The sequence below is a fragment of the Ideonella azotifigens genome (genome assembly GCF_006519715.1).
Classification (GTDB): domain Bacteria; phylum Pseudomonadota; class Gammaproteobacteria; order Burkholderiales; family Burkholderiaceae_C; genus Ideonella; species Ideonella azotifigens.
The window spans coordinates 1-13554 of the sequence record NZ_VIDT01000079.1 but is presented as its reverse complement, the minus strand read 5'-3'; the positions used below and the strand labels follow the sequence as shown (position 1 = coordinate 13554).

Here is a 13554-nt window from a genome sequence, read left to right as displayed (position 1 = left end):
GTGGGCTCGGCGGTGCTGGCCAGGATGTGCACTTCGACGCGCGGCATCTCGTAGATGCGCAAGGCCTTGTAGCGGTCGAAGTTGCGCTGTGCTACACGGCCCTGCTTCATTTCCACCTCGCTGTAGTACAGCGCGCCCAGCGCAAAGCCGATGCAGCCTTCCATCTGCGCGCGGATCACGTCCGGGTTGACCGCCACGCCGCAGTCCACCGCGCAGACGACGCGGTCCACCTTCAGCTTGCCGTTCTTCAGCGAGACATCGGCCACCTGGGCCACGTAGGAGCCGAAGGATTCGTGCACCGCCAGGCCTTGCGCGCTGCCCTTGGGCATGGTCTTGCCCCAGCCGGCCTTCTGCGCCGCCAGTTGCAGCACGCCGGCTGCGCGGCCGCCGGGTTCCAGCAAGGCCAGCCGGAAGGCGAGCGGGTCGCGCCCTGCGGCGGCGGCCAGTTCGTCCATCATGGTTTCCATGACGTAGGCGGTGTGGGTGTTGCCCACCGAGCGCCACCACAGCGGCCTCACGCTCAGCGTGGTGGTGTGCAGCGCGCCTTTCATCATCGGCAGCTTGTACGCGCTGGGCGCCACGCCTTCGACCGAGGTGGAGTCGATCCCGTCCTTGATCATCACCGCCATCGCGGTGCCGGCCATGATGGACTGGCCAACGATCTGGTGCTGCCAGTCTGCCACCCGGCCCTTGGCGTCCAGCCCGACCTGCACCTGGTGCACGTACATGGGCCGGTACAAGCCCGAGGCCATGTCGTCCTCGCGGGTGTATTGCAGCCGAACCGGGGCGCGTCCATTGATGGCCTTGGCCACGTTGACGGCAGCCACGGTGAAGTCGCTGTAGGCATTCGCGCGGCGGCCGAAGCTGCCGCCCGAGACGAGGGTGTGCAGCTTGACCTTCTCCATCGGCAGGCCCGCGGCCTTGGCGGCGAACATGTGGTCGAAGGTCGGGAACTGGTGGCCGGACCAGGTTTCCAGCATGCCGTCGTGCAGCCAGGCCACGCAGTTCATCGGCTCCATGGTCGCGTGGGCCAGGAACGGGAACTCGTAGGTGGCGCTGATGGTGTTCACCGCCGGGCCGGCCTGCGTCGCTGCATTGGCTTCGGGCTTGGCGAAGACGGTGCCCCCGGGCTGCGTGGCCTGCTGCTTGTACTGCGTCAGCAGCGCATCGGTGTCCAGTGCATTGCCGGCCGATTCGTCCCATTCCAGCTTCAGTGCGCGCCTGCCCTGCATCGCGGCCCAGGTGCGCGTGGCAACCACGGCCACGCCTTCGGGCACCTGCACCACGTCGATCACGCCGGCCACCTTCAGCGCCTCGGTGGCGTCGAAGGACTTCAGCGTGGCGCCGAACGAGGGAGGCCAGGCGATCACCGCGGTCAACAGGCCGGGCAGCTTCAGGTCGATGGTGTAGACCGCCGTGCCGTCGCACTTCGAAGGCGAGTCGACCCGCGGCGTGGCGTTCTCCTTGCCGATCATCGTGAACTGCGCGGGCGTCTTCAGCACCGGCTTGTCGGGCACCGGCATGCGACTGGCCGCTTCGGCCATCTCGCCGTAGGTGGCGTGTTTGCCAGAGGCGTGGCTCAGCACGTTTCGGCGGGTCCTGATTTCCGCGGGTGGCACGTTCCAGGCCTGGGCCGCTGCAGCAACCAGCATCTGCCGTGCAGCAGCCCCTGCGTTGCGCATCTGCAGGTAGGCGTTGGCAATCGCCGAGGAGCCGCCGGTGCCCTGCATGTCGCCAAAGGCCAGGTTGTTGTAGAGCTTGGGGTTGGACGGCGCGTATTCGGTGCGCACCAGGGTCCAGTCGGCGTCCAGTTCGTCAGCCACCAGCGAGGCCAGGCCGGTGGTGTTGCCCTGGCCCATCTCGTGGTGCTTGCAGACGATGGTGACCAGGTTGTCGGTGCCCACGCGCACGAAGGCATTCGGGGCCAGTGGGCCGGTGGCAACGCCTTCCGGGCTTGGCGCCGCGGCCTGTGCCAATGAGGGCGCGAGGCTGCCGATGCTGATCAGCAGTCCGCCACCCGCAGCACTCTTGAGCAGCGTGCGGCGGGTGAGCGGCGCAGCGCCGGCTGGCGCAGCTTCGGCTTCCGGGAACAGCAGCGACTGCAGCGACTCGCGCCGGGCCTGCATGGCAAGCATCATCGGGTGCATGGTGGGTCTCCCGTTCAGGCCGTGAGCTGGCGCGAGGCCGCGTGGATGGCGGCGCGGATGCGCTGGTAGGTCGCACATCGGCAGATGTTGCCGCTCATCGCGAGGTCGATGTCGCGGTCGGTCGGCTTCGGGTTCTTCTCCAGCAGTGCCGCGGCCGACATGATCTGGCCCGACTGGCAGTAGCCGCACTGCACCACGTCCAGCTCGACCCAGGCCTTCTGCACCGCCTTTGCGGCCTTGGACGACAGGCCTTCGATGGTGGTGATCTTGCGGTTGCTGATCCACGAGACCGGTGCGGTGCAGGAGCGCAGGGTTTCGCCATCGGCATGGACGGTGCAGGCGCCGCACTGGGCCACGCCGCAGCCGTACTTGGTGCCGGTCAGGCCGATGTCCTCGCGCAGCACCCAAAGCAGCGGCGTCTCGGGGTCGACATCGAGTGCGTGCACCCGGCCATTGACGTTGAGTTCAACCGACATCCAGACCTCCTGTGAGTTCAGTGAAATGCGTGATTGTTCAGCGTTGCCCCAAGCGCGCCGCCTGCGGAGTATGCTCGTGCGTCGAGAAAATGGGGAGAAGCGATGCCCGTCATCCGGACCTGTGTTTTCGCGCTTTGCGCCGCTGCAGCCGCCGCCAGTTGGGCTGCGGATCTGCGTACCCCGGAGAGTTTCGCTTCGACCAGCGACCCGGCCCAGCGTTCGCGCGAGCTCTTCCTCGAAGCTGGCAAGGTGCTCCAGCATCCACGCTGCCTGAACTGCCACCCCAACGGTGACCGGCCGACCCAGGGCATGGACCTGCATCCGCACCTGCCGCTGGTGGTGCGCGGCAAGGACGACAAGGGCGCTGTCGGCATGCGCTGCACGGCCTGCCACCAGGCAGCGAATGTGGAGCCGGGCGGTTTCCCGGGCAATCCGCTGTGGCACCTCGCGCCAGGCTCGATGGCCTGGCAGGGCAAGACCCTGGCGCAGATCTGCGTGCAGATCAAGGACAAGCGGCGCAACGGCGGCAAGTCGCTGCCGGCCATCCAGGAACACATGGCGAGCGATGGCCTGGTGGGCTGGGCCTGGGCGCCCGGCGGTACGCGCGAACCTGCGCCTGGCACGCAGGAACAGCTGGGCGCGTTGATCAAGGCCTGGATCGACACTGGCGCGTTCTGCCCGGCGTCTTGAAGCGCCAGCAGCTGCGGAAGTGAGAAGGGGAGAGAAGTATCCCGCGAGGGGATGGTGCCCGAGGTCGGACTCGAACCGACACGCCTTGCGGCGAGGGATTTTGAATCCCTTGCGTCTACCGATTTCGCCACCCGGGCAAGGTGTGTGATCAGCGCTGTGTGCCGGCCTTGAGAAGGCGGTGAGTCGCTGCACGTGGAGCGCGATTATGACATGACCAACGCACGGACTTGAGGCCGCCGCGATAATGAGCCGCAACTCCTGACAAGCCGTGCCCATGCCCAACTACAAGACCCTGGAAGACGCGATTGGCCACACCCCGCTGGTGCGACTGCAACGCCTGCCTGGCGCCGAGCTGGCCGCCCGTGGCAATGTGATCCTGGGCAAGCTGGAGGGCAACAACCCGGCCGGCTCGGTCAAGGACAGGCCGGCGATCAACATGATCCGCCGGGCCGAGCAGCGCGGCGAGATCAAGCCGGGCGACACGCTGATCGAGGCCACCTCGGGCAACACCGGCATTGCGCTGGCGATGGCCGCAGCGATCAAGGGCTACCGCATGCTGCTGATCATGCCGGAGGACCTGTCGATCGAACGTGCGCAGACCATGAAGGCCTTTGGCGCCGAGCTGATCCTGACGCCCAAGTCCGGTGGCATGGAATGGGCCCGCGACCTGGCCGAGCAGATGCAGAAGGACGGCAAGGGCCGGGTGCTGGACCAGTTCGCCAATGCCGACAACCCGGCGGTGCACTACGAGACCACCGGCCCCGAGATCTGGACCGACACGGACGGCGGCATCACCCATTTCGTCAGCGCGATGGGCACGACAGGCACCATCACCGGCGTGTCGCGCTACCTGAAGGAACAGAACCCGGCGGTGCGCATCGTCGGCGCCCAGCCTTCGGAAGGCTCGCGCATTCCCGGCATCCGCAAATGGCCGGAAGCCTACCTGCCGAAGATCTACGACCCGAGTGCGGTGGACGAGCTGGTCTACGTCAGCCAGGCCGATGCAGAAGACATGGCACGCCGGCTGGCGGCCGAGGAAGGCCTGTTCGCCGGCATCTCGGCGGCAGGCGCCTGCTGGGTGGCGCTGCAGCTGGCGCGCACGTTGGAGAACGCGACCATCGTGTTCGTGGTCTGCGACCGGGGCGACCGGTACCTGTCGACGGGAGTCTTTCCCGCATGAGCACCTTCAAGTTCTGTCCGCAATGCGCCACGCCGCTGGCAATGATCGAGCGCATGGAAGACAGCGGGCCGACCGAGCGCCTGCGCTGCCCGGCCTGCGACTTCACCCATTGGAACAACCCGACGCCCGTTTTGGCGGCGGTGGTCGAGTGCAGTGACCAGGGCGGCAAGGTCCTGCTGGCGCGCAATGCGGCCTGGACGCACAAGATGTTTGCGCTGATCACCGGCTTCATGGAGGCGGGCGAATCGCCGGAAGACGGCATAACGCGCGAAGTGCTGGAAGAAACCTCGCTCACCGCCACCTCGGTGAACCTGCTGGGCGTCTGGGATTTCCAGCGCATGAACCAGGTCATCATCGCCTACCATGTGGTAGCACATGGCGAGGTGCGGCTATCGCCCGAGCTGGCCGAATACCGGATGTTCGAACCGGTTGACGTGGTCTGCTGGCCTGCGGGCACCGGCTACGCGCTGGCCACCTGGCTGCGCAGCAAGGGCATTGAGCCGCGCTTCATCGAGCTACCGTCGGCGGCGCCCAGCGCCACCTGAATTTCATCCGCAGGAAAACGCTTCTCATGCAACCTGACAAGGAACTCGACACCAGCGGCCTGAGCTGCCCGCTGCCCATCCTGAAGACCAAGAAGGCGCTGGCCGACATGCTCAGCGGCCAGGTGCTGAAGGTGGTGGCGACCGACCCCGGCTCCAGCCGCGACTTCCAGGCCTTCGCCCGCCAGACCGGCCACGAGCTGGTCGGCCAGGAAACCGTCAACGATCACTTCGTGCACTGGCTGCGCCGGCGCTGAATTGGAACACCCCCTACCGGCTTCGCCGGCCCCCTCAAGGGGGCGCGCCTGCAGGACCGGCCGAGCCGGATCCTGGGGCGCCGCTGGGGTGGGTTCGGGCGCTGCGCCGCTGGTGCCGCTTGGCAATGCCGTGAACTGAAATGAAAACGCCCGCCGGGAGGCGGGCGCGTAGCGGGCACGGGACGAAGTTTTAGATGTCCAGCGCCTTCAGGTACTCGCGGAAGCCGGCGCCCAGTTGCGGGTGAGCCAGTGCGAGTTCGACGTTGGCTTCCAGGAAGCCTTCCTTGGAACCGCAGTCGTAGCGCTTGCCGTCGTAGCGGTAGGCAAACACCTTCTCGCGGCGCATCAGCGCGGCAATGCCGTCGGTCAACTGGATCTCGCCGCCCACGCCGCGCGGCTGGTTGGCAATCTCGCGGAACACGCCAGGCGTGAGGATGTAGCGGCCGGCCACACCCAGGTTGGAAGGCGCTTCTTCCGGCGATGGCTTTTCCACCATGTGGGTCAGGTCCATCATGCGGTCGTTGACCGGCGTGCCTGCGACGATGCCGTAGCGCCTGGTGTGCTCCGGCTTCACTTCCTGCACCGCCAGGATGGAGGCTTGCCACTCGGTGAACTGGTCGACCATCTGCTTGAGGATGGGTGGCTTGCCGACCATCAGGTCATCGGCCAGCAGCACCGCAAACGGCTCGTTGACGACCACGCACTGCGCACACAACACCGCGTGGCCCAGGCCCAGGGCCTTGGGTTGGCGGATGTAGATGCACTCCATGTCGTCCGGCTTGATGCTGTGCACCATCGCCAGCAGCTCTTTCTTGCCCGACGCTTCCAGCTCCGACTCCAGTTCGTAAGCGGTGTCGAAGTGGTCCGGGATGGCGCGCTTGTTGCGGCCGTTGACAAAAATCATCTGGCGGATGCCGGCGGCATAGGCCTCTTCCACCGCGTACTGGATCAGCGGTTTGTCGACCACCGGCAGCATTTCCTTGGGCTGCGCCTTGGTGGCGGGAAGAAAGCGGGTGCCCAGGCCGGCGACCGGGAAAATGGCCTTGTTGATCTTCATGGAACTCCCTATTGATTAATGCGACAACGATGACACAAAAAAGTGCAGCGATGGTGACAAGGCAACACTGAAGCTTCTGCGCTCAGCGATTTTGATCCATCACTTTGCTTGCCTAAGCAGCCTCCGTGCCTCGCTGCATTCCAGGGCTTGAAGACAATCTTTCAGGCCGGTGGCAGCTTGCCCAGTTGGCCGCGCAGGCTGTCCAGCGAGCGGCCGAAACCTTCCAGCCGTTCGCGCATCTGGGCCACCACGGCTTCCGGCGCACGGGAGACGAAGCTCTCGTTGCCAAGCTTGATTTCGGCCTTCTCGACTTCGCCTTCGATGCGCTTGATCTCCTTGCTCAGGCGTTCACGCTCGGCTGCCACGTCGATCTCGACCTTCAGCGCCAGCCGGGCCGCGCCCAGCACCAGCACCGGCGCCATCTCGGTCGCCGCGGCAAACGCAGCCTCGTCGGCCATGACCTGCACTTCGCTGAGCTTGGCCAGTGCCTTCAACACCTGAGCGGCTTCCGCGATGAACGCGTCGTCGCCAATCGTCACCAGCGGCACCCGGTCGCTGGGCGACAGGTTCATCTCGCTGCGCAGCGTGCGACAGGCGCTGACAAATTCTTTCAGTTTGACCACCCAGGCGTCGGCAGCCGGGTCAATGCGTTCCAGCTGCGCGACCGGGTAGGGTGCGGTGACGATGCTGCGGCCATCGTCCGCCGCCTTGCGGCCGGCCACCACGGCAACCGTGTCCCACAGCTCGGCGGTGATGAAAGGCGTGACCGGGTGCAGCAGGCGCAGCACGGTTTCCAGCACACGGACCAGCGTGCGGCGGGTGGCGCGCTGCTGGGCTTCGCTGCCCGTCTGGATCTGCACCTTGGCAATCTCCAGGTACCAGTCGCAATACGAGTCCCACACGAACTGGTAGATCGCGTTGGCCACGTTGTCCAGCCGGTATTCATCGAAGCCCTGGGCGACCGCCGCCTCCACGCGCTGCAGCTCGCTGGTGATCCAGCGGTCGGCCTGGCTGAAGGCCAAGTAGCCATGCGCCGGGCCGCCAGGCGCGCACTCGGCCTTGGTGTGCTCCTTCAGGCCGTTGTCCTGGCCCTCGCAGTTCATCAGCACGAACTTGGTCGCGTTCCACAGCTTGTTGCAAAAATTGCGGTAACCCTCGCAACGCTTGCTGTCGAAATTGACACTGCGGCCCAGCGTGGCCATGGCCGCGAAGGTGAAGCGAAGCGCGTCGGCGCCGTAGCCAGGGATGCCTTCCGGGAATTCCTTTTCGGTGGCCTTGCGCACCTTGGGCGCGGTCTCGGGCTTGCGCAGGCCGGTGGTGCGCTTGTCCAGCAGTGGCGCCAGTTCGATCCCGTCGATCAGGTCCACAGGGTCCAGCACATTGCCTTCGGACTTGGACATCTTCTTGCCCTGCGCGTCCAGCACCAGGCCGTGGATGTACACATGCCTGAACGGCACCTTGCCGGTGAAGTGCTTGGTCATCATGATCATCCGGGCGACCCAGAAGAAGATGATGTCGTAGCCTGTCACCAGCACGCTGCTCGGCAGGAACAGGTCCTGCTCGATGGTCTGCTCTGGCCAGCCCAGCGTGGAGAAGGGCACCATGGCTGATGAATACCAGGTGTCCAGCACGTCCTCGTCGCGGCGCAGCGGGCCGGTGTAGCCGGCAGCCGTGGCCTTGGCGCGTGCGTCTTCCTCGCTGCGGGCGACGAACAATTCACCGTTGTCGCCGTACCAGGCCGGGATCTGGTGGCCCCACCACAGCTGGCGCGAGATGCACCAGTCCTGGATGTTCTTCATCCACTGGTTGTAGGTGTTGACCCAGTTCTCGGGCACGAACTTCACGTCGCCCGATTCGACGGCTTCGATCGCCTCGTCCGCGATGCTCTTGCCGTTGTGGCCGGCCTTGCTCATCGCGATGAACCACTGGTCCGTCAGCATCGGCTCGATGACCGCGCCGGTGCGTGCGCAACGCGGCACCATCAGCTTGTGCTTCTTGACCTCGACCAGCAGGCCCTCGGCCTCCAGCTGCGCGACGATCTTCTTGCGGGCAACGAAGCGGTCCAGGCCGCGGTAGTCCTCCGGGGCTTCGTCGTTGACCTTCGCGTCCAGCGTGAAGATGGTCAGCATCGGCAGGCCATGGCGCAGGCCGACTTGGTAGTCGTTCTGGTCATGGGCAGGCGTGACCTTGACCACGCCGGTGCCGAAGGCCTTGTCCACGTAGTCGTCGGCAATCACCGGCACCAGGCGGCCGGTGATGGGCAGGCGCACCTGCTTGCCAATAAGGTGGCTGTAGCGCTCGTCTTCCGGGTGCACCATCACCGCGGTGTCGCCCAGCATGGTCTCGGGCCGGGTGGTGGCCACGACCAGCGATTCATCGCTGCCTTCGATGGGGTAGCGGATGTGCCACAGCGAGCCGTCTTCCTCTTCGCTTTCCACTTCCAGGTCCGACACCGCGGACTTCAGGATCGGGTCCCAGCTGACCAGGCGCTTGCCGCGGTAGATCAGGCCCTCCTCGTGCAGCTTCACGAAGGTGTCGGTCACGACCCTGGACAGCTTGTCGTCCATCGTGAAGTACTCGTGCTGCCAGCTCACCGAGTCGCCCATGCGGCGCATCTGGTTGGTGATGGTGGAGCCGCTTTTCTCCTTCCATTCCCAGACCTTGGCGACGAAATTCTTTCGGCCCAGGTCATGGCGGCTCGCGCCTTGCTCCTGCAACTGGCGCTCGACGACGATCTGCGTGGCGATGCCGGCGTGGTCGGTGCCGGGCACCCACAGCGTGTTGAAGCCGCGCATGCGGTGCACGCGGGTCAGCGAGTCCATGATGGTCTGGTTGAACGCGTGGCCCATGTGCAGCGTGCCGGTCACGTTAGGCGGCGGCAGCTGGATGCAGAAGGACGGCTTGGCCGGGTCCAGGCTGGGCTCGTAGACGCCAGATTGCTCCCACAGCGGCGCCCAGCGGGCTTCGATGGCAGTGGGTTCGAAGGATTTGGCGAGTTCGGTCATGGGCGGAAGCGAGGTGCGTGCAACAAGCGGACACAAGCTTTGTGTCAACGCTCTGCAAAGAAGCGGAGTTAAACGGAATTGTAGGGTGGCCGGCTGGCGGCCTACCCGGTAAGGGCGAGAGCTTGCTCGCGCCCGGGAGTGGGACATGGCACAAGTTTGGGCGGGGGTGCGTGCACCCTGGCGCGCAGGGCAATCCTTGCCAACGCATCAAGAACAACCAGAGGGCGCCAGCGGCGCAACTCGCACCGGCGCCTCCCGCTCGCGCTGGCGACCTTGGGCAGGCGCTGCGATGGCCTCGGTCGCGGTGCTGCTGGCAGGCTGCGGCGGTGGCGGGGACGACCTGCCGCCGGGGGCGACCTGCTCGCTGTCGGACCAGAAATACTGGGTTGGCAGCTACATGGACGATTGGTACTTCTGGTACGCCACCAATCCGAACCCCGACCCCGCGGCCTACTCGTCCGAGTACGACTATTTCTACGCGCTGCTGTCCACCGGCGACGCGACCTTCCCGGCCGACCGCTGGAGCTACGTCACCAGCACGGAAGACTACAACCGCTTCTTTGGCGACGGCGCCACCATGGGTTACGGCATTGGCGTCAACGGTCTGGAAGTCACCGGCCAGCCGACGCTGCCGCTGCTGGTGCGCTACGTCGAACCCGGCTCACCCGCGGCCGTGGCCGGCCTGCAGCGTGGTGACCAGATCACCACCGTCAACGGCCAGCCGGCCTCGACGCTGATCTCGGCCAACAACTACGACGCGCTGAGCCCCACGGCCACCAACACCGCCGTGACGCTGGGCCTGCACACGACGGCAGGCGACACCACGTTGACGCTGTATTCCGCCGTCTACAACCTGCAGCCGGTGCAGGGCACGTCCATCGTCACCACACCGGGTGGCCGCAAGATGGGCTACATGATGGTCAAGGACATGATCACCCAGGCCAACTCGCCGATGGACACCGCCTTTGGCCAGTTCCGCAGCGCGGGCGTGCAGGACGTGGTGATCGACCTGCGCTACAACGGCGGCGGCCTGGTTTCAGTGGCGGCCAACCTGGCCTCCTACCCCGCGGGTGCGGCGGCCCAGACCACCAGTGGCCAGACCTTTGCCAATCTGTACTTCAACGACAAGCGCGCCGCCAGCAACAACCAGAGCTTCAAGTTCACCAACTGGGCCAATGCGCTGGGCCTGTCGCGGGTCTATGTGCTGACCGGCCCGCGCACCTGCTCGGCCTCCGAGCAGGTCGTCAACGGCCTGAAGCCATTCGTTGACGTGGTCACCATTGGCGATGCCACCTGCGGCAAGCCGGTCGGTTTCACCGCGCAGGACGATGGCTGCGGCAACGTCTGGAGCCCGGTGACCTTCGAGAGCACCAACTCGCTGAACCAGGGCCGCTACTTCAACGGCCTGGCCGCCACCTGTCCGGTGGCCGAAGACTTCAGCCAACCGATTGGCTCGTCGACCGACCCGCTGGTCGTTGCCGCCAGCCAGTATGCCGACGGCGGCGGCTGCCCGGCCGCCAGCGCCAGCCCGTCGCCATCCAACGCCCGCCGCGGTTTGCTGAGCCAGCGTCCGCTGAACAGCAAGCCGCTGTGGCACGAGCCAGGCGAGCGGGGTGGCATGTACGCGAAGTGAGCGATCTCACGCGTCATCCGCTCGCGGCTGGCGCCTGGTTCAATTTCAGGCGGACGAGCTGGCCCGACTTTCCAGCTCGTCCAGCCGGCAGCTCAGCGCATCCATCGAGCGCTGCTGGGCCACGAACAGTCGCGTCACCACATCGAGCAGTTCGTTGACCGTCAGACCGGAGAAGAGCTGTCTGGCTTCCTCGGCAGGCGGACTGAACAGGCTGTCGGTGTGGCAAAAGCTGCGGGCCACTTGCTGGTTGCTTTCAGCGTACCTTGCGTCGATTTCGGCGGCCTGCTCGGCGCTCAGCAGAAAACGCTTGTCGCTGCCTTTCGCGAGCTCATCGCGAAAAGCTTCGGTGAATTTCAGCTTGTGCGCAGCCGCGGTCGGTTGTCGGTTGAATGACAGCATGGCTTCGAGCGCCGTTGCGCTGAGGCTGCTTTGCTGGTCTTCGGGGCGTTTGAGATCGTCCATGTCCTTCAGGCCCACCAAGTCGCAGAAGTCATCGACGATGTTGCCGCGCAGCAGCTTGCCCCGTTCCCAGGGACGCACGATCACCCGGTCCGCGCCAAACGCTTCGGCCCACACTGCCAGCATTTGCTGATAGTCCATCACGCCCAGTCGTTCCTGCCGCGCGATGAAGTCCTCGAAGGACAGGCGCGAGGTCTGGCTGACGTCGGTCTTGACGATCTGGTTGAACCAGGATTCCACCCAGTCACTCTGGCGCCGCAGGTAGCAAACGATGTGCACGTCGCAGTGCGCCAGCTGTTTGGCCATCCACTGCACGGCAGTGCGCCGGCGTTGCGGTCGGTCTTCGAACAAGTGCCAGAAGACTTCTTCGCTGATGACGTTGATCGGCGCGTCGCGCTGCACGATCTGTTCGGCGAGCCGGGTCCAGACGAACTCCGCGCCGCCTGAGCCCTTGGCAGCCTGATCCACGCTGTCAAACAGGAAGCGCTGCTTGAGGATGTGCCGGTCGCCGGGAGGTGATGCAGGGTAGAAAAGCCCTCGCCACTGCAGTGCGTCGCGGTTGGCGTGCATGAACGCCTGCAAGGAAGTCGAGCCAGTTTTCGTCTGGCCGATGTGAAAAAAGAGTTTTGGCTTGGAAGCGGCGTCCATGGCATGCGGTGGCAAGCAAGAGGTGCAGGATCCCGTGACACGGGCATTCCGGGCAGTCTCTGCGGAGTTGGCATGCTGCCGGTGCAATGCGACAGGCGTGTTGCAGCCTCACGGCATGCCACCTTGCCGGGCGCAGCAGTTGCTCGCTCTTGGCTGTCCGGTAGCGGCTGAGCTTGATGACGAGGGGAGCGAAGTCGACCGCCTGGTGGACTGCAAGCCCAAGGTGACACCACACAGAGCTTGCGGAATGCGATTTTCCGTATAATTCGTATTTTCCGAAATTCATCGCACAGACATGCTCAAAGTCACCTCGTCAGAGTTCCAGCGGAACATTGCGCGTTACCAGGACGTGGCACTGACCCAGGGCGTGGCGGTCACGCATCACGGGCGTGAGCGCACGGTGTTGATCTCGGCGGAGGAGTACCACCGCCTGAAGCGCCGGGATCGCCAGGTCATGGCCCTTGACGATTTCACTGCCGCTGACCTGGCGGCGCTTGAAGCGGTGCGCGCGCCGGAGGCAGCCAAGGGCTTCGACGGTGAGTTGGGCGCTTGACGCATGGCCTTTCCCGCCCCGGTCCCCGGCCTCGTCATCCGCTACAGCTACCTCTGGTCGACCGAACATGCGCGCGGTCAGGAAGAAGGCGTCAAAGACCGCCCCTGCGCGGTCATCCTGGTGACGACGGGCGAGGAAGGCAACAAGGTGGTGACGGTGTTGCCGATCACCCATGCATCGCCGACCGACCTTGCCCTTGCCATCGAGATCCCGCCCGATACCAAACGGCGTCTTGGGCTGGACGGCGAGCGTTCCTGGGTCGTGCTGACCGAGGCCAATCGGTTCATCTGGCCGGGTCCGGACTTACGGCCGACCACGCCAGGCAACCCCGACAGCTTGGCTCATGGGCTGTTGCCACATGGGCTGTTTGAAGCGATCCGGCTGCGCTTCATCGACCTGATCAAAGCACGGCAGGCTCGCTCGATTCCCAGGACGGAATAAGACGGGGCTGGCGGTCGCCCGCTGGGCCTTGCGCTCATGCCGCGGCGTTGTCCATGCGGATCTCGGCCCTTTGTCCTGCCGGCGAAAGCACAGCGCGGTCAGAGCAGTTGCTTGCGCTTGACCGTCAGGTAGCGGCTGACCAGTGCGCTGGCGAGTTCGGCGGGGGGCACGTCCAGGCTCAGGCCCTGCGGGTCGGGCAGGCGGCGCAGCGCGTCGCGTCGGGCTTGTTCGAAGGCGTGGGCGGTGGCCACTTCGGCGACGGCTTGTTGGCCGTTGAGTGACTGGCTGGCGAGTTCGGCCAGCATCGGTTCTCTCAGGTTGGCGACCACGGTGATGTGGCGGCTGCGCAGCAGGCGCAGCGCCGGGGCGAGTTCGCCGCCGTCTTCATCGCGGAAGTGAGTCAGCAGCACGACCAGGGCGCGGCGCGGCATGGCGCGCATCAGCGCGCGGGCGGCTTCCTGGTAGT

Annotated in this window: 12 protein-coding genes, 1 tRNA gene and 1 pseudogene; 7 read left to right on the top strand and 7 right to left on the bottom strand. The window is 65.6% G+C overall.

Annotated features, from left to right (window positions below; translation table 11 throughout):
* Positions 1–2147: xanthine dehydrogenase family protein molybdopterin-binding subunit (locus FKP22_RS07760; RefSeq protein WP_141286774.1), on the bottom strand; the 2147-nt coding region annotated here is incomplete at its 3' end.
* Positions 2148–2161: 14 nt separating this feature from the next.
* On the bottom strand, positions 2162–2623 hold the full coding sequence (locus FKP22_RS07755) for a (2Fe-2S)-binding protein (RefSeq protein WP_141286773.1): 462 nt from the start codon (positions 2621–2623) through the stop codon (positions 2162–2164).
* Between the two features lie 102 nt (positions 2624–2725).
* On the opposite strand from FKP22_RS07755, the gene FKP22_RS07750 reads away from it, so the two are divergent.
* Complete coding sequence (locus tag FKP22_RS07750; protein WP_141286772.1) at positions 2726–3313, top strand: Isoquinoline 1-oxidoreductase subunit; 588 nt, start codon at positions 2726–2728, stop codon at positions 3311–3313.
* Between the two features lie 52 nt (positions 3314–3365).
* Here FKP22_RS07750 and FKP22_RS07745 read toward each other — a convergent pair.
* Positions 3366–3450 (bottom strand) — tRNA-Leu (locus FKP22_RS07745).
* A 137-nt stretch (positions 3451–3587) separates the two neighbouring features.
* Between FKP22_RS07745 and cysM the strand changes: the two genes are divergently transcribed.
* From cysM to FKP22_RS07730, 3 genes are read left to right on the top strand one after another with little or no spacing between them, the layout of a single operon-like run.
* Positions 3588–4493 (top strand): cysteine synthase CysM, encoded by a 906-nt coding sequence (gene cysM / locus FKP22_RS07740; RefSeq protein WP_141286771.1) that lies wholly within the window; start codon positions 3588–3590, stop codon positions 4491–4493.
* Positions 4490–5038: an NUDIX hydrolase gene (locus FKP22_RS07735; protein ID WP_141286770.1), complete on the top strand. Its 549-nt coding sequence runs from the start codon at positions 4490–4492 to the stop codon at positions 5036–5038. Before cysM ends, FKP22_RS07735 begins: the two co-directional genes overlap by 4 nt.
* A 26-nt stretch (positions 5039–5064) precedes the next feature.
* Entirely contained in the window at positions 5065–5292 is a 228-nt protein-coding gene (locus FKP22_RS07730; RefSeq protein WP_141286769.1) for a sulfurtransferase TusA family protein, read from the top strand.
* Positions 5293–5482: 190 nt separating this feature from the next.
* Here FKP22_RS07730 and galU read toward each other — a convergent pair whose 3' ends face one another.
* Together galU and FKP22_RS07720 are read right to left on the bottom strand one after the other, a co-directional pair.
* Positions 5483–6349, bottom strand: coding sequence for a UTP--glucose-1-phosphate uridylyltransferase GalU (gene galU / locus FKP22_RS07725; protein ID WP_141286768.1), 867 nt, complete (start codon positions 6347–6349; stop codon positions 5483–5485).
* Positions 6350–6510: 161 nt separating this feature from the next.
* The gene (locus tag FKP22_RS07720; protein WP_141286767.1) at positions 6511–9354 is read right to left on the bottom strand and encodes a valine--tRNA ligase; all 2844 of its coding nucleotides are present in this window, start codon (positions 9352–9354) and stop codon (positions 6511–6513) included.
* 289 nt (positions 9355–9643) lie between these two features.
* Between FKP22_RS07720 and FKP22_RS07715 the strand changes: the two genes are divergently transcribed.
* The gene (locus tag FKP22_RS07715) at positions 9644–10987 is read left to right on the top strand and encodes a S41 family peptidase (protein WP_231012218.1); all 1344 of its coding nucleotides are present in this window, start codon (positions 9644–9646) and stop codon (positions 10985–10987) included.
* Positions 10988–11032: 45 nt separating this feature from the next.
* On the opposite strand, the gene FKP22_RS07710 is transcribed toward FKP22_RS07715, so the two are convergent.
* The gene (locus FKP22_RS07710; protein ID WP_141286765.1) at positions 11033–12016 is read right to left on the bottom strand and encodes a hypothetical protein; all 984 of its coding nucleotides are present in this window, start codon (positions 12014–12016) and stop codon (positions 11033–11035) included.
* Positions 12017–12389: 373 nt separating this feature from the next.
* Here FKP22_RS07710 and FKP22_RS07705 point away from each other — a divergent pair, with 373 nt between their 5' ends.
* The gene (locus FKP22_RS07705; protein WP_141286764.1) at positions 12390–12647 is read left to right on the top strand and encodes a type II toxin-antitoxin system Phd/YefM family antitoxin; all 258 of its coding nucleotides are present in this window, start codon (positions 12390–12392) and stop codon (positions 12645–12647) included.
* A 3-nt stretch (positions 12648–12650) separates the two neighbouring features.
* Entirely contained in the window at positions 12651–13088 is a 438-nt protein-coding gene (locus tag FKP22_RS07700; RefSeq protein ID WP_141286763.1) for a type II toxin-antitoxin system PemK/MazF family toxin, read from the top strand.
* A 98-nt stretch (positions 13089–13186) separates the two neighbouring features.
* Here the strand turns inward: FKP22_RS07700 and FKP22_RS31875 are convergent.
* Positions 13187–13554: pseudogene (locus tag FKP22_RS31875) on the bottom strand (DUF58 domain-containing protein); the annotation flags it as partial.